Below are 17,011 nucleotides of genomic sequence, written 5' to 3' on the forward strand. Positions count from 1 at the left end.
CCCCTTTCGTTTGGGCGGTGCCGAGGCCTGGGGCCTCAGGCGGGTTCCTGGCGGGCGGCCGGCGCCGGTGCGGCCGGGGGCGTCGTCGTCGCCTCCGCTTTCTTGTCCTTGCCGCCACCGATCAGCCGGTAGAACAGCGGGATGAAGAAGGTGGCGATGAAGGTCGCCGCCAGCATGCCGCCGATGACGCCGGTGCCGATCGAATGGCGGCTGGCGGAGCCGGCGCCCGTCGAGATCGCCAGCGGCACCACGCCGAGGATGAAGGCCAGCGACGTCATGATGATCGGGCGGAAGCGCAGGCGCGCCGCCTCGAGCGCGGCGTCGAAGGCGCTCATGCCCTCCTCGCGCTTGATCACGGCGAACTCGACGATCAGGATCGCGTTCTTCGCCGCCAGACCGATCAGGGTGACCAGGCCGATCTGGAAGTAGACGTCGTTGCTGAGCCCGCGCAGCCAGATGGCGAGGAACGCACCGAACAGTGCGAACGGCACCGCCAGGATGACGGCGAGCGGCAGCGACCAGCGCTCATACTGGGCGGCGAGGATCAGGAACACCATGATGATGCCGAAGATCAGCGCCTGCTGGCCGGTGCCGCCGGTGGCGATTTCCTGGTAGGCGGAGCCCGTCCAGGCGACGGTGTAGTTCGGCGGCAGCGCTTCCGCCGCCACTTCGCGGATGGCTGCCAGCGCCTGGCCGGACGAGTAGCCCGGTGCAGGATTGCCCATCACCTTGGCGGCGGGGAAGTTGTTGAAGCGCTCCAGCAGGTCCGGCCCGATCGTCCGTTCGACATGCACGAGCGCGTCGAGCGGGATCATGCTGCCGCTGTCGGCGCGGACGAAGACCTGGCGCAGGTCCTCCGGCTTCTCGCGGAAGTTCGCCTCCGACTGCAGCTTGACCTGGAAATTGCGGCCATAGAGCGTGAAGTCGTTGACGTACAGGCTGCCGAAGGTCGCCTGCATGGTGGCGAAGATCGAGGTCAACGGCACGCCGAGGGCCTTGGCCTTCTCGCGGTCGACATTGATCTTGTACTGCGGGACGTTGGTCGCAAGCGTCGTGCGGACGCCGGCGAGCTCCGGCCGCTTGGCGGCGGCCTCGACCAGCGCCTGGGTCGTCGCCAGCAATTGCGGGGTTCCGGCGCCGGCGCGGTCCTGCACGTACAGCTCGAAGCCGCCCGTCGTGCTCAGGCCCTGGATCGGCGGCGGGTTGAAGGCGAGAACCATGCCGTCCTGGATACCCGCGTTCATGCCCATCACCTGGCCGGGCATGGCGCGCGCGTCGAGATCCGGGGTCTTCCGCTCTTCCCAGTCCTTCAGCTTGACGAAGGCGGCGCCGGCGCTTGGCGACTGCGAGCCCGCGAGCAGGTCGAAGCCGGAGAAGGCGAGCACGCTCTGCACGGCCGGGTGCTTCGACACATTGTCGTTCACGGTCGACATGACGTCGGCGGTGCGCGACAGGGCCGCGGCCGGCGGCAGGATGCCAACCGTCAGGATGACGCCCTGATCTTCTTCCGGCACGAGCGCGCCGGGGATCTTCATGGCGAGATAGCCCATGGCGCCGATCATGACGGCGAACAGCGTCACGCCGAGCAGGGCCCGCTTCAGGAAGAAGCGCACGCCGGCCGTATAGCCGCGCGTCAGCCGGTCGAAGAAGCGGTTGAACAGGCGGAACGGCAGGATCGGCTCGTGATGGCCCGGCTTCAGCAGCAGGGCGCAGAGCGCCGGCGTCAGCGTCAGGGCGACGATGCCGGAGAGGGTAACGGAGACGGCGATGGTGATCGCGAACTGGCGATACATTTCGCCCGCCAGGCCGCCCATGAACGCCACCGGCACGAACACCGAGACGAGCACCAGCACGATGGCGATGACGGGACCCGTCACTTCGCCCATCGCCTTGATGGTAGCCTCGCGCGGCGGCAGCTTTTCCGTCGTCATGATGCGCTCGACGTTCTCGAGCACGACGATGGCGTCGTCGACGACGATGCCGATCGCGAGCACGAGGCCGAACAGCGTCAGCAGGTTGATCGAGAAGCCGAGCAGATACATGCCCGCGAAGGTGCCAAGGATGGACACCGGCACGGCGATCAGCGGAATCAGCGTCGCCCGCCAGTTCTGCAGGAAGACGAAGACGACCACCACCACGAGGATCAGCGCCTCGATGAAGGTCTTGATCACCTCGTCGATCGAGGCCTGCACGAACAGGGTCGTGTCATAGGGGATCCTGTAGCTGACGCCTTCCGGCATCCGCGTCTGGATCTCGTCCAGCTTGGCCTTGACCGCCTCGATCGTGTTGAGCGCGTTGGCGCCCGGCTGCAGGTAGATGCCGATCGGCACGGTCGGCTGGCCGTCCAGGATGGCCTTGAAGCCATAGTCCTGGGCGCCGAGGTCGATGCGCGCGACGTCGCGCAGCCGCAGCGTCGAGCCGTTCGAATCCGAGCGCAGGATGATGTTGCCGAAGGCCTCGGGGTCGGGCAGGCGGCCATCGGTGGTGACGGCGTAGGAATAGGTCAGCTGGCCCGCGGTCGGCGGATCGCCGACGCGGCCGGCGGCGTATTGCTGGTTCTGCTCGCGGACGGCGGTGGCGACGTCGTCGGTCGTCAGGCCGAACTGCGCCAGCTTGTCCGGGCGCAGCCAGATGCGCATGGCGTAGTTTTCGCGGCTGAACAGGTTCGCCTCGCCGACGCCCGGCGTGCGCTTCAGCTCGTCGATGACGTTGAGCAGCGCGTAGTTGGCCAGGTAGACGGAGTCGTATTGCGGGTTGTTCGAGGTCAGCGCGATGACCGCGAGGATCGAGCTCGACTGCTTGTTGACCGTGACGCCGAGCCGCTGCACTTCCGACGGCAGCGCCGAGAGGGCGCGCTGCACGCGGTTGTTGACGTTGATCGTCGCCTGGTCGGCGTCGGTCCCGGTGGCGAAGGTCACGATCAGCCGCATCGAGCCGGAGCCCGAGTTGATCGACTGCATGTAGAGCATGTCCTCGACGCCGTTGATCTGCTCTTCGAGTGGCGCCGCGACCGTCTGTGTCAGCACGTCGGCGCTGGCGCCGGGATAGGTGGCGTTGACGACCACCTGCGGCGGCGTCAGTTCCGGATACTGGGCGATCGGCAGCGCGCGCATGGCGAGGATGCCCGCCAGCACGATGACGATCGAGATGACGGCCGCGAAGACGGGCCGGTCGACGAAGAAGCGGTTCATCAGTTCGCCTGCGCTGTCTGGACGATCGTCTTGGCGGCCGCGACCGGCGCCCCCGGACGGACCTTGATGACGCCGGAGGTGACGACCTGGTCACCGGACTTGAGGCCGGCGGTCACGACCCAGCCGCCCTCGACCGACTGGCCGAGCGTCACCGGCGCCATGGCGGCGACGCCCTTGTCGTCCACGGTGTAGACGAACTTGCCCTGCGGCCCCTGCAGCACGGCAATTTCGGGGATGACGATCGCCTGCGGCAGCGACATGCCGCTGATGGTCACGCGCACGAATTGGCCGGGGATCAGGCGGAAGTCCGGATTGGCGAACACGGCGCGCGAGCGGATCGTGCCGGTCTGCGTGTCGATGCTGGCCGAGGTGAAGTCGATCTCGCCGGTCTTCTCGTAGGCGGAGCCGTCGCCGAAGGTGATGCTGGCGATCAGCTTGTTGCCGGCGGTCGGATGCTTGTGCGCCTCGGCGATCTCGCGGATCTCGGCGGCATTCGCATCGGTGAAGGAGAAGTTCACATAGACCGGGTCGAGCTGGGTGATCGTCGTCAGCAGGCTGTCGGTGCTGCCGACGCCGATCAGGCTGCCTTCCGGCACGACGTCGAGGCTGGTGACGCCGTCGATCGGCGCGCGCACCGTCGCATAGTCGAGATTGATCTGGGCGGCCTTCAGCTGCGCCTTGGCCGCGGCGACGGATGCCTCGGCGAGCTCGACCGCCGAAAGGGCGTCGTCGCGGGTCTTCTGCGAGCCAACCTGGCGGCTGAACAGCTCGACGGCGCGGACCTTGTCGCGGTTCGCCTGGGCCAGCTGCGCCTCGGCGGTCTGCAACTGCGCCTCGGCCTTGGCGACCTCTGCCTCATAGGTCTTGGGATCGACGCGGAACAGCACGTCGCCGGCCTTCACCCGCGCGCCCTCGACATAGGCCCGCTCCATCAGGATGCCGCCGACCTGGGCGCGCACCTGGACTTCGCGGAACGCCGAGACGCGGCCGGCATAGCTGTAGCTGATCGGCACTTCGCGCGCGTTGAGCGTGGTGAGCTCGACGCTAGGCGGCGGCGGGGCGGCCGGCGCCTGTGCCATGGCCGTCGCGGGTAGCGCCAGGAGGCTGGCGCCGAGGAAGAGCGTTGATAGGGTTTGGCGGGCGAAGGAGGCCAAGCGCATGGTTTTGCACCGCAAATATGAGATGTCTGGATCTATTGCAGTACAGCATATATACCTGCATCGCTGTATGTAAAGGAAGCTTGCTAAGTGAGGCGAACAAAATCTCAGTCTGAGGAAACTCGGCAACGCATCCTGGATGCCGCGGAAACCGTGTTCATCGAGATCGGCGTCGCGGGTGCCTCGCTGGAGCGGATTGCGGCGGAAGCCGGCGTGACGCGCGGCGCGATCTACTGGCATTTCGCCAACAAGCAGGAGCTCCTGACCGCGATTTTCGCCCGCGCATACGACCAGCACGTCAATGGGCTGGCGCGGACTTTCGAGGACGCCTCCGACCCGCTGCGGGCGGTTCTCGACTGGGCGCTCAGCGTGATTGAGCTGTTCGGCACTGACGAGCACACGCGCACCGTCTACAGGATCACCGTCACGCGCTGCGAATATCTAAGCGAGATGCAGGAGGCCTATACCCTGCAGCGCTCCATGCACGACACCATGGTCGAGAATTTCCGTCTCGCCTTCGAGCGGGCCTCCGAGGCCGGCCAGCTGGCGCCGGGATGGACGGCGACGACGGCATCGACGACGCTGCACTGCTTCATGTCGGGCCTGCTCGACAACTGGCTCCGCTTTGATTTCGACGTCGAGGTAGCCAAGACCCTGCGGATGGCGCTGGAGAGCCTGGTGGAAAGCTTCCGCCGCGATGCCGCCTGTCCGCAGCGGGTGGCGCTTTCACAGGCGGGCGGATGATCCGCCAGGGTGGGCTCAGCCGATGAAGAGCCTGCCGATCGCCCACCAGATCAGGATGCTGGCGGCGATGATGCCGGCATAGACGAGCGCGCGCGTCACCACCCGGAGCATGACCCGCCAGCCGGGCTGAAGCGCGTCGCGCTCCTTTGCCTCGGCGGCGTTTCTCGGATGGTCGGGGATCTGGCTGCTCATCGGTGACGGCTTCCCGTGACGGGCAGCGGCGATTCGCGGCACGCTTCCGTAGAGGTAGACGAGAGGTCCGCTTCGCGAAAGGGCCGCCGTCGCCGCGGCCGGTTGCGGTCTATTCGCCCTGCGCCAGCAGACCTTCGTAGAGCCGCGCGAGGCGCTCCGAGCCGGCGGGCCGGAGATACTGCCGCTTGATCCAGGCTTCCCCCTGCGCGGCGAGGCGATCGCGCATCGCATCGTCGCCGAGGAGCGTTCGGATGGCGTCGGCATAGAGCTTCGGCTCAAACCGCTCGATCAGGCGTCCGTTGACGCCGTCGATCACTACCTCGTCCGTTCCGCGGATCTTTGAGGCGACGACAGGCAGGCCGCAATAGAGCGCCTCGATCGGCGCGATCGGCAGGCCCTCCCAGAGCGAGGGCTGGACATAGAGCCGCGCCGAGAGGAAGGCGCGTAGAACGTCGCGACGGGGCAGCGCGCCGGACAGCACGATCTGGTCGCGGGCCGGGCTCACGGCGACGCGCGCCCGCACCGCCGCCTCCAGTTCGCCGCCGCAGATCATGCGAAGGCGGATGCCGGTCGTGCGCAAGGCTTCCATGATCTCGATCATGAAGAACGGGTTCTTCTGCTGGTGGGCCCGTCCGGCGAAGACGAGGTCGAACCGCTCCTCCGCCGCCGTCAGGCCATCGAAATCGGCGGGGTCGATGCCGTTGGCGATGACGGTAGCCTTCGGATCCCTGCGGGGGAGGATCTCCTCGTTGGCCGCGCGGCTCTGGTCGCCGGCCGATACGAAGACGACCGCCGCGGCGCGCGCCGCGATCCGCCTCTCGGCCAGCCGGCTGAGCTGGCGGAGCGGGAACGGCTTCCGGACGTGGTGGAACCCGTGCACCGTGTAGACGAGCGGGCCGATATGGCGCAGCGCCGGGAAGCAGAAAGGGAGTGCTGCGCGCGCGCCATGAGCGTGGACGATGTCGGGCCGGGTCGCCTCGACCGGCCGCGCCAGGCGGCGGGCGATGCGCGGGTCGAGCCGCGAGGTGAAGAAGTCGAGCCCATGCGTGCGGATGCCGGCCGCTTTCGCCTGCTCCATCACGGCGGAGCCGGGCGCCGTGACCAGTGTCACGTCCCATCGTCCCGTGGCGAGCAGGTCCCGGCAGAGGCCGAGCACGGCGGTTCCGCCACCGCCGGCGCTGCCGTCGGGCAGGATGTGCAGGATGCGGCGGCGCGGCGATCCTTCCGAGCGGGCGCTCCCATCCGTTTCTCGCGGCAGCGGCTCAGCCATGACGCGGCTCCATCGGGCCTGCCCGGTCGCGTCCCGCGAGGGCGGCTGCGCGGGCGGCGAGCAGCACAGTGGAAGCCAGCACCATGGCGAGGCCGCCGCCTACGAGCCCGAACCGGGGCAGCAGCATCAGGCTGAACAGCAAGGCGGCCAGCGCCCCGCCAATATTGATCCAGGCCAGAGATCGGTCGAGTCCGCGGCTGTAGAGTCCGTAGTTGAGCGCGTCCGCCAGCAGCCGGGTCACCGTCGAGGCGAGCATGAGCGCCAGCAGCGGCGCATCGATCGGCAGGGCAGTGCGGGTCGCAGGCGGCAGGGCGTGAACGGCGACGGCATAGACGAGGATCGCAAGTGGCGCGCCGATTGCCGCGACGCGGACGGACAGATCGCGGAGCTCCCGACGCCACTTCCCTTCGCCGCCCGTGCGGTAGGCCGTGACCAGTACGGGCAGGGAGACCTGTATGGTCGCGGCCGTGACCAGCACGTGGATGGCGTTGGCGATCGCCCAGTGCAGCACGAAGATGCCGGTAGCGTGAAGATCGAGCCGCGAATGGACGACGTAGCGGTCGAGATAGGCCATGCCGGCGATGCCGAGATCATTCAGGTAGATCAGCCCGCTGCCGCGCAGCCGCGCCAGGATCCAAGCCGTGTCGACGCGATGGCGGGAAATCGCTGCGAGCGGCCAGTCGCGGGCGACGGACAGCAGCGTGCCGAAATTCGCGACGAGCGCGAGCGTCCAGCAGAGCAGCACGAAATCGAGGCTGCGCAGCCCCGGGAAGGCGATGCTAAGCCCGGCCGCAGGCAGAACCCAGAGGCCCGAGCGGATGAAGAGCAGCCAGTTGGCGGCGAGCGGCCTCCCCAGGCTGATCAGGGCGAGATGAAGGTCGAAGGCGATCGTCTCGAGGAACAGGATCGCGGCGATCCAGGGCAGCGAATCCGGCACGGCGATCCCGCCTGCCACCATCAGCGCCGCGACGATGGCGCCGGCGGCCGTCAGGCTCGCGATGGTGAGGAGAAGGCGGTCGCGGACCAGCCGCCCGGCCTGGAGGGGCGGGCGGCCGACGATCTCGCGGCCGAGGAAATAGGTCACGCCCCAGCCGAGCACGACCGGCGCCAACGCTGCCGCGCCCTGGATCAGCCCGAACTGGCCGACCGCGCCGATGCCGAGATAGCGCGCGAGATAGATGACCAGTCCGAACCGCATCGCCAGCCCTGCCGCCCGCAGGGTCAGATTGGCGGCGGGAAGCAACAGGGGGTGACGACCGAGGGCGACGCTAGCCGACGGCATGGGAGTCAGCCGGTGATGGAGAGGACGCGGCTTCGGACCGCGCGGGAGACCGGGCTGGCTCCCAGCCGACCTGTCGTTCCAGCCGCTCGGCGATCCACGACCAGTCGAGGTCCGCCGCGAAGCGGAGGCCGGCTTCGGAATAGGCCGCCCACTGGCCAAGGATGGCCCGTGCGGCGTCTGCCAGGGCGGCCGGCGCCGGCTCGGCGACGAGGCCGCATCCGGCGGCGCGCACGATGTCGCTGGCGCCGTTGCCGGGATAGCCGGCGGTCAGCACCGGCAGGCCGCTGGCCATCGCCTCGGCGACGACGCGCGGAAAGCCCTCGCGCTGGCTGACGATGGCGAAAAGCTCATGTTCTGCCAGGAGCTTCGCCTTGTCCTCGTCGCTGACGGGCCCGGCAAGGGCTATGTCGCCCCCCACCGGCGACGCCGCGATCACGGCTTTCAAGGACGCCAGCCCCGGCCCGTCGCCGGCGATGGTGAGGCGCCCGGCATAGCCCCCCTGCCTGAGTTGCTCGAAGGCGGAGACCAGAAGCGGCAGGTTCTTGTGCTCGACGATGCGGCCGAGCGAGAGGATCCCGCTGCGCATCCGGGCAGGCGCGGAGTGGTATTCCCCGAGCCGCAAGCCGCTCGTCAGGACGAGGAACGGCCGCTCCGATGTCGTTCCGATAGCCGTGGCGACGACGTCGCTGATCGCGGCGTTGTGGCCGGAGAGGCGGGGCAGGTATCGTTGCACCATCCGGTAGAAGCGCCCGTTGCGAACCTCGCACCAGTGCAGGACGGTCCTTCGTCGAAGCCGGCGCGGCAGTGTCACGGCATGCAGCAGCGGCCATTGGTTGAGCACGACGAGATCATAGTCGTCGTCCCGCAGCCGGCGTCGAGTCCAGAACGCGTAGCGGAAGATCGTCGGCCAGGCGCGCTTCATCCAGGCTCGCGGCGGCGAACGGTAGGCAGGGTCCGAAGGAAACCGGTGCACAGCAATGCCGTCGAGCGTCTCCTCGGCCGGCAATCCGGCCGCGTGGCCGATGCAGAACACCTCGACCCGATGGCCGCGGTCGGCGAGCGCGCGGCCGAGCCCTTCGAAGAAGAGCTCCTGCCCGCCGATGGAGGGCGGATAGAGTTCGGTCAGGAGCGCGATCCGCATCAGGTGGCTCCGCTCGCGGCTGCTGCCGGTCCGAACAGGCGCGGGCTGATGTCGGGATGGCGCCACAGATCCTGCACTGCGTCCTGCAGCGTGCGCCTGGGCCGCCAGCCGAAACGTTGTTGGATCCGGCCGATATCGGCGGCGAGGAAGGGCCGGTCGACGGCGCGGGCGCGGACCGGATCCGACACGATGTCGAAATCGAAACCGGCCGCCTGCCGCAGATGGTCGAGAATCTCGGCGACGGAATGCTGGCGCGAGGTGCCGAGATTGACCGGCACTGTCTCGCCCGGCGCGACATGGCCCGCCAGCGCCAGCGCCGCGAAGCCAGCGGCGGCATCCTCGACATGGATGTAGTCGCGCTTCGGCCAGATGTTGCCGAGCCGGACCTCGCGCCGTCCCGCCTTCAGCTGCAGCGTGATTTCCGGCAGCAGGTGCGGATTGGTTTCGCCCGAGCCGACGACGTTGAACAGGCGGGTGGCGATGCCGGCGAGTTCCCGGCTGCGGGCGAAATGCTGCAGATATTGCTCGGCCTGCAGCTTGGTCAGTCCGTAGACGTCGCTCGGCTCAAGGCTGGAAGCATCCTCGCGATGCGGCGCCTCGTCGGGCCTATAGACCGCGCCGCTGCTCGCCAGCACGAAGCGGCAGCCTTTCGGCGCGGCGGCGAGGAGATTGACCGTGCCGGCGACATTGACCGTGACCGCCGTCAGCGGATCGCGCTCGCATTGCGGGATGAAATGGATCGCGGCGAGATGGAGGATCACCTCGGGCCGGAACGTCTCCATGACCCGCTGGACCTGGTCCTGGTCGCGGACATCGCCCTCGACCAATTCGATCCGTTCGAGCTCGGAGGCCGTGAACCGGTCGCGGCCGAAGCGGAGCGCGTCATAGACGAGGACATTGTGGCCGGCGGAGAGCAGGCGGACGAGGGGCCGTCCGACGAAGCCGGAACCGCCCGTGATCAGGATGCGACTGCGATGACCTGTCATTGCCATGGTCCCCCCGGCATCGCGCTCCCGGAGCGGACCTGTCCCGATCCGTCCCCGGGAAGCGATGCGAAACTGGCTTGCGGTCGTTCGTCTGGTCTGCGGCTGGTGTCCTCTGCCCCCTTATGGCGGATGCACCAGATGGATCGGCATGCAACAGAAGATGGCCCATGATGTCATGAAACAGACCCGGTTGTCGAATTGTGGTCGGCGTCACCTGCACGGTGTGGATGCATCGCCGGAAACGGGCGTGCCGGCTGAACCGAATATTAATCGGCAGACGCCTAGGCTCGCTTCTCGTCATCGCCGTTCCCCCGGGAGCGGGCGATAGTCCGTATCTTCATGCTGGAGGGCGCGGAGGCCGTTCGACGACCTTCTCGTCCCGCCGTGACTTGTGAATCGAGAGGAAGTCGGCGCGTTCATGGCTGACGGTCCCCGCCCCCTCGGAACCGCCAACGGGGCTTCGCCAAGCGAAGCGGGGCCCTGGCCGCTGGCGCTTGCCGTGCTGGCGGCCTCGTTCCGTCGCGGGGTGTGGTGGATCCTGCTCGCCGGCGTCGTGTTCGGTTGCCTCGGCTTCGTCGCCAAGTCCTTCCTGCCGCAGCGCTATTCCGCCACGGCGCAGTTCCTGCTCGATCCGCGCGGATTGCCGGTGTTTCCGGGCGATGTCGCGACGGCACAGTTCGACGCCAACAGCCAGATCGGCGTCGTCGAGAGCCAGATGCGCGTCCTGACCTCGGAACGCGTGCTCTCGAAGATCCTGCGCGACGAGAGCCTGATGAGCGAGCTGTCGCCGGAGGAAGACGACGCGGAGGAGGGCGTGACGCCGACCGAGCCGATGCCGCTCCGGCCGAGCCTGGACTCGGATGGCGCCAATGCCGCCGCCCTGGCGGCGCTGCAGCGCTCGATCTCGGTGCAGCGCGCGGAGCGTAGCTTCGTCATCGACGTCACGGCCACGGCGCGCACGCCGGCCGCGGCGGCGCGTCTCGCCAACGCCGTGGTCAAGGCCTATGTCGAGGAGGATGCGGCGAACCGTTCCGCCGCCGCCCGTCGTCTGACCGAAGAACTGACGTCGCGCCTCGACGCCTTGCGCAAGCGGCTGAGCGACGCCGAGTTCAAGGCAAACGCCTTTCGGATCGACAACGGCCTGATCAGCACCGGCGACCGGCTGGTGGTGGAGCAGAAGCTCGCCGATGCCGTCAACGCGGTGAGCGCCGCGCAAATCCGCCTCGACCAGGCGACCGCGCGCGCGGCCCAGCTCGATTCCTCCGGCGGCGAGCTTTCCATGCTCGGCGCCAACGACGACACGCGCTCGCTGACCCTGCTGATCGAGCGGCAGAACGCGGCGCAGGAGGATCTCGCCGCGCTCGCCGCTCGGCTTGGCGACCGTCATCCGGCACTGACGGAAGCGCGCGGTCGGGTGGAGGAGATCCGCCGGCGCATCCGTCTTGAGCTCGATCGCATCCGCCTCGCCGCCCGCGCCGATCTCGAGCGCGCCCGGACCACGCAGCAGGCCGTCGCCCGCTCCGTCGACTCACTCTCCGACGCCGTCGCCAAAACGCAGCAGGCGAAGATCGAGATGCGCACGCTGGAGCAGGAGGTCGAGACCAATCGCGCTCTGCTCGAATCCTTCAAGACTCGCGCCCTGCAGGCGAGCGAATTCGGCCAGATCGACCCCGGCGCGGTCCGCGTCGTTTCGGTCGCGCAGCCGCCGCCGACGAAGAAGTCGCTGGCCGGCCGGATCGTCTGGGGCGTTTTCGGCGCCGCCCTCGGCATGATGCTCGTCGCCGCCTGGATCACGCTCCGCGCGATGTGGCGGCTCGGCTCGATTTCGACGGTGCTGCCGCGCATCGATGCCGCCCGGATTTCGTCCGGCCGGCCACGCGGGCCTTCCGACGAGATCGTGCTACCGTCCTGACCCGATGAACCCGCGCCCCCAAAATCCGAGAATGCGAGCCCGCGGATGAGCCAGGGCAGATCCCGGGCCCCGCGCCTGCTGGGCTGGATCGGCTGGGCCGGCGCCGATGCGATCGGCCGGCTCGCCCTGCTGACGGGCAGCACCGTCATTCTCTCACGCATGCTGGAGCCGCGCGATTTCGGCGTCAGCGCGCTGGTGCTGACGATCGTCGCGGTGGCTTCCGTCTGCGTCGGCGCGCCGTTCGAGGAGGCGCTGGCACAGAGGCGCGCCTTGCGCCGCTCGCATCTCGGCGCCGCGCTCGCCGTCGCCTTCCTCGTGGCGCTCGGGCTGTTTCTTCTCTCCATCGCAGGCGGCTTCTGGCTCGGCCGGGCCTATGGCGAGCCGGAGATGCGCGTGCTGCTGCCGGTCGCGATGCTGTCGATCTTCTTCAGCGGCCATTCGGATATCGCGACCGCGCTGGCGCGGCGGCTGCACCGTTTCAACGATGTCGCCATCGCAACGCTCGGCGGTCACGCGATCGGCATCGCGCTGTCGCTGGCGATCGCCTTCGCCGGCGGCGGCATCTGGGCGCTGATCGCGCAGCGCCTGCTCGTCGTCGTCGCCCGCGCCATCCTGCTGCAATGGCGGCTTGGCTTCCTCATCCTGCCGCGCTGGTCGACGGCGCATCTCGGCCATATCGGCCGCTTCGCGCGGATCTCCTTCTTCGACCGGCTGGCCGACAACCTGACCTATCTCGCCTTCAACAATGTCGTCGGCGCGCTCTACGGCGTCACCGTGCTCGGCTATGTCAACATGGCGATGCGGCTGATCGAGCCGATCCGCGGCGCCATCGTCGCGACGTCGCACAACCTGGCCTTTTCCTATTTCGCCGGCGCCAGTTCCGATCCGCGCCGGCTGCGCGACCGGGTCGAGCCGGTCGTCGCCAATGCCGCCTTCGTCATCGCGCCGCTTTTCGTCGGCATGGCGGCGGTGACGCCGATCCTGCTGCCCATCGTCGCCGGGCCGGGCTGGGACGGGGCGATCGACATCGCGATCTTTCTCGCGGTCGGGGCCGCCATCCTGCTGCCGGCGCGGCTCGTCTATACGGCGCTTTCGGCCAGCGCGCGGCCGGAATTCAGCCTGATCGGTTCGCTGTCCGGCTTCGGCGCGACCCTGCTGCTCCTCGTCGTGGCCAGCCCGCTCGGGCCGGTCAGCGTCGGCCTGTCACGGCTCGTCGGCGATACGTTCCAGTCGGCGCTGGCGATCGGCCTGCCGGCGCGCAACCTCGCCTGGCCGCGGCGGGAGCGCTTCCGGGCGCTGTTGCCGGCCTGGGGGCTTTCCGGCGCGATGGGGGCGATCGTCGTCGGCGTGGGCTTCGCGCTGGATGGCGTCAATCGGCCGCTCGCGCTGGTTATTTCGGTCACGACCGGCGTTGTCTGCTATGCGGTGCTCCTGGCCGTCTTCGCCCGTCCGGCATTCCGGAACCTGCTGGCGATCGTCCGGCCATCCGCCCGCATCGCCCCCAGCGTGGAGTCCTGATCCGATGACCGTCTTCCCCGATACGCGCCGTTCCGCCCTCGTGACCGGCGCGACGGGCTTCATCGGGTCGGTCGTCACCGCCCATATGGCGGCGGGCGGCTATACCGTCCGCGCCGGCACCCGGCGGTCGCCCTCCAGCGCGGTCTCGCCGGAAGGCATCGTGCCGACGCCCTGCGATCTCGACGATCTCGCGCAGACGCGCGGCGCCGTGGCGGATGTCGAACTCGTGGTGCACGCCGCCTATGGCGACGAGGCGGCGATGGTGGCGCAATGCCGGACGCTGCTTCAGGCGATGACTGAGGCGAACGTGCCGGCGCTCATCTATTTCAGCTCGATCGCTGTCTATGGCGACCGCACCGGCGTGATCGATGAATCCATGTCGGCGACCGGTTCGCTCGGCGCCTATGCCCGCGCGAAGATCGAATGCGAGGCGCTGGTCGCCGCCTGGGCGCGTGATCCCGGCCATCCGCGGCGGCGCGTGCTGATCCTGCGGCCCGGCATCGTCTACGGCACCGGCAGCCGCTTCTGGACCGACAAGCTGGCGGAGCGGATTTCCGCCGGCGCATGGGGCAATTTCGGCCGCGCCGGCGATGGTCCGGCGCCGCTGGTGCATGTCGACGATATCGGCGCGCTGGTGGCCGAGGCCGGGCACGCGCTGCTGGCCGGCGCCGCCATCGGCTGGCCGTCCATCTTGGTGCTGAACATCGTCGGCCCGGAAACCCCGTCCTGGAACGACTATTTCGAAGCCTTGGCGCAGCGGATCGGCGCGCCCAAGTTGCCGTTGCTCGGCGGCATGCGGCTGGGGCTGCGGCAGTTCATGGCGGTGGCGGCGAAGATCGGCCGCCGCGTCGGGCTGGCGGGATCGAAGCGGGCGGCCTTGGCGCCGACCCGCGCCGAGATGGCGATTTTCGGTCGCGACGCCGTCTACAGCACGCGGGCTGCGACGGATCTCGGCCTTGCGTCCCGCATCGGTCTCGACGAGGGCCTGGCGCGGACGGTGTTTCCTCAGGCGAAGCTGTAGCGACGCGCCGATCGGGCCGGCAGGAGCACCTGCAAGCCGCCGTCGACGTGGATCGGGATTTCGGTCAAGGCCGTTGTGCCAGGGTTGGCCGCATCGAAGCCGAGGACAGACAGGCAATCCGGATCTTCCCGCGCTTCGAAGCGCAGATCCACCGTGGCCATGGCCTCCGACTTGTTGATGACGATCAGCTGCAGCCCCGGCTGGCCGGTCTCGAAGGTCGAGGCGTAGGCGACGACATCCGGCGTGCCTTCGACGGTCAGGCCGTGCGATCGGTCGCCAAAGCGCCGGCCGGTCGCATCCGTCGTCCGGAACAGCCGATAGGCGTCGCCGAGCGTCCCGTCGAGGCTGCCCCAATGCGTGGCGAACGAGACGCCCTGCTGGCCGAAGCGGCCGAGCACGTCGGCGAGCGCCAACCCGGAGGCGATCTGCCCGGCGCCGCCATAGTTGAACTCGGTCACGGCAAGGTCGGTGCCGGGAAAGACGTGATCGGCGATGCGCCGGAGGCTCGGCAGCAGCGGCAGGCCGACTTCGCGATCGCCGCCGCCATCGGCCAGCGCCCGCACCACCCAGCTATCCTCGCGGAAGCCCGCCTCCGTCAGCGAGCGCGGCGCCTGCAGCAGCGCCGCGGCGAGCGCCGGGTCCTCGCTGCGGAACAGGTCGCCGCGGTTGCTGTAGGGGTACCAGTGGACGTCGAGCGCATCGAGAAGGCGGATACCGTCCTGTTCGGACGCCGTGCGGAAGGCATCGAGATAGGCGGCGAGGAAGCTGCCATACTGGCGGTAGTCGTTCCAGTCGGGCGCGTCCTGGAACGAGACCATCTCGGACGCGCCCCAGCTGACGGGGCCGAACACGCGGGCCGCCGGGTCGGCCCGCTTGATCGCGCGCGCCGCCGCCAGCGAGCGCTCGAGAAAGGCGCGGATGGTCGGCTTGGCGGTGACGACGCGCGGATGCGTCTCCGCCCAGAGGCCGGGCTCATTATCGAGCGCATAGGCATGGATGCCGCGCTCGCCGTCGGCGCCGCCATAGCGCGCCACCAAGCGGGCGAGGAGCTGCGGGATGTCGGCGACGGCGGGCACGACGGGATCTCCTGCCTTGGCGCCGGGGTCCCAGCGCGTCGGCACGAAACGCGGCGATGGGGCGCTCGCCTCCGGCGGCACGGGACCGTCGAAATCGGCGGCGACATAGCCGGCGAGCGGCACGGTGACGAGGCTCTTCGCGCCCATGGCGAGCGAGGTCTCGTGCATCGTCTCGATCAGCCGGGCCGGCTTGCCCCATTGCGGCCGGTCGATGCCAAGCGCGTCGAGCAGGAACGGGCCGTTGGCCTGATGGTAGTCCTTGCCGGAATTCGCCGCGTTGTTGACCCAGTTATAGGTCGTCATGAGATTGCCGCCGAGCCGGCGCGCGGTGACGCCGGCGGCCCGGTCGAGCTCGGCGGAGGGCGCACCGCCATCCATGGTGCCGATTTCGTTGGAGCCGTAGATCAACGGGCTGATCGGCGTGCCCGTCCCGCCATCGGCGATCCGCACCATCCAGCGACCGCCGGACTGGGCTCGTGCCGGCAAAGCACCGATGAACCCCGCCGCGAGGCTGCCGGCGAGCACGGAGCGCCGCGTCGGCCCCGCCCGACGGCGAGCGCTCACGAGACCAGGCCCGATCCGTAGAGGGCAGGGCGGAAGCGCTGCATCCACAGCACCTTGCCGAGACCGCCGCGCACCTTGACCCGCGCCTTTTCGGACCGAACCTTGTCGAACGGCGCTGTGACGACCGCGGCGATGCCGTGCAGGACGATCTGCGCCATGCCGACGCACATCCAGAAGGCGATGCGGCTCCATTCGGCCGGCTGCGCCTTGTGATGCGTCAACACGCGGATCTGGCCGCTCAGGAACTTGCGCTTGCGGACATAGGCCCAGTTCAGCCGGCGTTCCGGCACCCACTCCGTGACATCAGCCTTCTCCGACCAGGCAAAGCGCTTGCCCTCGTCGACGAGGCGCTTCAGCAGCAGCGTGTCCTCGCCGCCGGTCTCGTTCAGGCTGGTGTCGAACGGGCCGCCATCGCCCTGCAGGCAGCTCTCGCGATCGAACATCGAATTGTTGGTGCCGAGATAGGGAGCGAGATCGGTGACGTCCTCGCCATCCGTTCGATCGAACTGGCGCGAGAAATAGGGCGCGAGCGGGCCGATCTTGCGGCCACCCTCGGCCTTCGCCGTGACCGGACCGAACACGGCGCTGGCGCCGCTGCGACGCGCCGTCTCGACGTGCCGGCTCAGCCAGGTCTCGGATGCCTGTTCGTCATCGTCGAGGAAGGCGACCCAGCGCCCCTGCGCGGCGGTGACCCCGGCATTGCGTGCATTGGCGACGCCGGGCACGGGCATGGAAATATAGCGCACCGGCCAGTTGGCGCCGGGCGCGATCGTTTCGACCAGGGCGCCGGCATTGCCGTCGGCGGAATTGTCGACCACCAGAATCTCGATGTCGAGATCGGCGAGGTCCGTCTGCGCGAGCGCGCTGGCGACGGCGCGCTGCAGCGCCTTCGGCCGGTTCAAGGTGGGAATGACGATGGAAACGCTGCCCACCCGGAAACTTTCTCGCGCTGGATGA

Annotated in this window: 13 protein-coding genes; 4 read left to right on the forward strand and 9 right to left on the reverse strand. The window is 68.9% G+C overall.

Translation table 11 applies throughout. The annotated features are described in order from the left end of the window. Window positions 1-35: 35 nt before the first annotated feature. Window positions 36-3,191, reverse strand: coding sequence for an efflux RND transporter permease subunit (locus OSH07_RS02725; RefSeq protein ID WP_266337062.1), 3,156 nt, complete (start codon window positions 3,189-3,191; stop codon window positions 36-38). Further along, window positions 3,191-4,351, reverse strand: a complete 1,161-nt coding sequence (locus tag OSH07_RS02730; RefSeq protein ID WP_266337063.1) for an efflux RND transporter periplasmic adaptor subunit — start codon at window positions 4,349-4,351, stop codon at window positions 3,191-3,193. The genes OSH07_RS02725 and OSH07_RS02730 overlap by 1 nt, the downstream gene beginning before the upstream one ends. Window positions 4,352-4,438: 87 nt before the next feature. Between OSH07_RS02730 and OSH07_RS02740 the strand changes: the two genes are divergently transcribed. Further along, a complete protein-coding gene (locus OSH07_RS02740) occupies window positions 4,439-5,092 on the forward strand; it encodes a TetR family transcriptional regulator (protein WP_338149863.1) in 654 nt (217 codons plus the stop codon). 15 nt (window positions 5,093-5,107) lie between these two features. On the opposite strand, the gene OSH07_RS02745 is transcribed toward OSH07_RS02740, so the two are convergent. From OSH07_RS02745 to OSH07_RS02765, 5 genes are all read right to left on the reverse strand, one after another. Then, window positions 5,108-5,284, reverse strand: coding sequence for a hypothetical protein (locus OSH07_RS02745; RefSeq protein WP_266337064.1), 177 nt, complete (start codon window positions 5,282-5,284; stop codon window positions 5,108-5,110). Between the two features lie 109 nt (window positions 5,285-5,393). Continuing rightward, window positions 5,394-6,554: a glycosyltransferase family 4 protein gene (locus OSH07_RS02750; RefSeq protein WP_266337065.1), complete on the reverse strand. Its 1,161-nt coding sequence runs from the start codon at window positions 6,552-6,554 to the stop codon at window positions 5,394-5,396. Next, entirely contained in the window at window positions 6,547-7,836 is a 1,290-nt protein-coding gene (locus tag OSH07_RS02755) for a lipopolysaccharide biosynthesis protein (protein ID WP_266337066.1), read from the reverse strand. The genes OSH07_RS02750 and OSH07_RS02755 overlap by 8 nt, the downstream gene beginning before the upstream one ends. Continuing rightward, window positions 7,823-8,977, reverse strand: a complete 1,155-nt coding sequence (locus OSH07_RS02760) for a glycosyltransferase family 4 protein (protein ID WP_266337067.1) — start codon at window positions 8,975-8,977, stop codon at window positions 7,823-7,825. Before OSH07_RS02760 ends, OSH07_RS02755 begins: the two co-directional genes overlap by 14 nt. After that, window positions 8,977-9,969 (reverse strand): NAD-dependent epimerase/dehydratase family protein, encoded by a 993-nt coding sequence (locus OSH07_RS02765; RefSeq protein WP_266337068.1) that lies wholly within the window; start codon window positions 9,967-9,969, stop codon window positions 8,977-8,979. The genes OSH07_RS02760 and OSH07_RS02765 overlap by 1 nt, the downstream gene beginning before the upstream one ends. 412 nt (window positions 9,970-10,381) lie before the next feature. Between OSH07_RS02765 and OSH07_RS02770 the strand changes: the two genes are divergently transcribed. The 3 genes from OSH07_RS02770 to OSH07_RS02780 are packed head-to-tail and all read left to right on the forward strand — an operon-like array spanning window position 10,382 to window position 14,414. Continuing rightward, window positions 10,382-11,875 (forward strand): GumC family protein, encoded by a 1,494-nt coding sequence (locus OSH07_RS02770; RefSeq protein ID WP_266337069.1) that lies wholly within the window; start codon window positions 10,382-10,384, stop codon window positions 11,873-11,875. 45 nt (window positions 11,876-11,920) lie between these two features. Continuing rightward, window positions 11,921-13,393 carry an oligosaccharide flippase family protein gene (locus tag OSH07_RS02775; RefSeq protein ID WP_266337070.1) on the forward strand — a complete coding sequence of 491 codons (1,473 nt, stop codon included), beginning with the start codon at window positions 11,921-11,923 and terminating at the stop codon, window positions 13,391-13,393. Between the two features lie 4 nt (window positions 13,394-13,397). Next, on the forward strand, window positions 13,398-14,414 hold the full coding sequence (locus OSH07_RS02780) for an NAD-dependent epimerase/dehydratase family protein (protein ID WP_266337071.1): 1,017 nt from the start codon (window positions 13,398-13,400) through the stop codon (window positions 14,412-14,414). Here the strand turns inward: OSH07_RS02780 and OSH07_RS02785 are convergent. Both OSH07_RS02785 and OSH07_RS02790 read right to left on the reverse strand, forming a co-directional pair. Next, the gene (locus OSH07_RS02785) at window positions 14,399-16,054 is read right to left on the reverse strand and encodes a glycoside hydrolase family 44 protein (protein ID WP_266337072.1); all 1,656 of its coding nucleotides are present in this window, start codon (window positions 16,052-16,054) and stop codon (window positions 14,399-14,401) included. The genes OSH07_RS02780 and OSH07_RS02785 overlap by 16 nt on opposite strands. Further along, entirely contained in the window at window positions 16,051-16,986 is a 936-nt protein-coding gene (locus OSH07_RS02790; RefSeq protein ID WP_266337073.1) for a glycosyltransferase family 2 protein, read from the reverse strand. The genes OSH07_RS02785 and OSH07_RS02790 overlap by 4 nt, the downstream gene beginning before the upstream one ends. Between the last annotated feature and the right edge of the window lie 25 nt (window positions 16,987-17,011).

The organism is Kaistia nematophila (assembly GCF_026343855.1).
Lineage (GTDB): Bacteria > Pseudomonadota > Alphaproteobacteria > Rhizobiales > Kaistiaceae > Kaistia > Kaistia nematophila.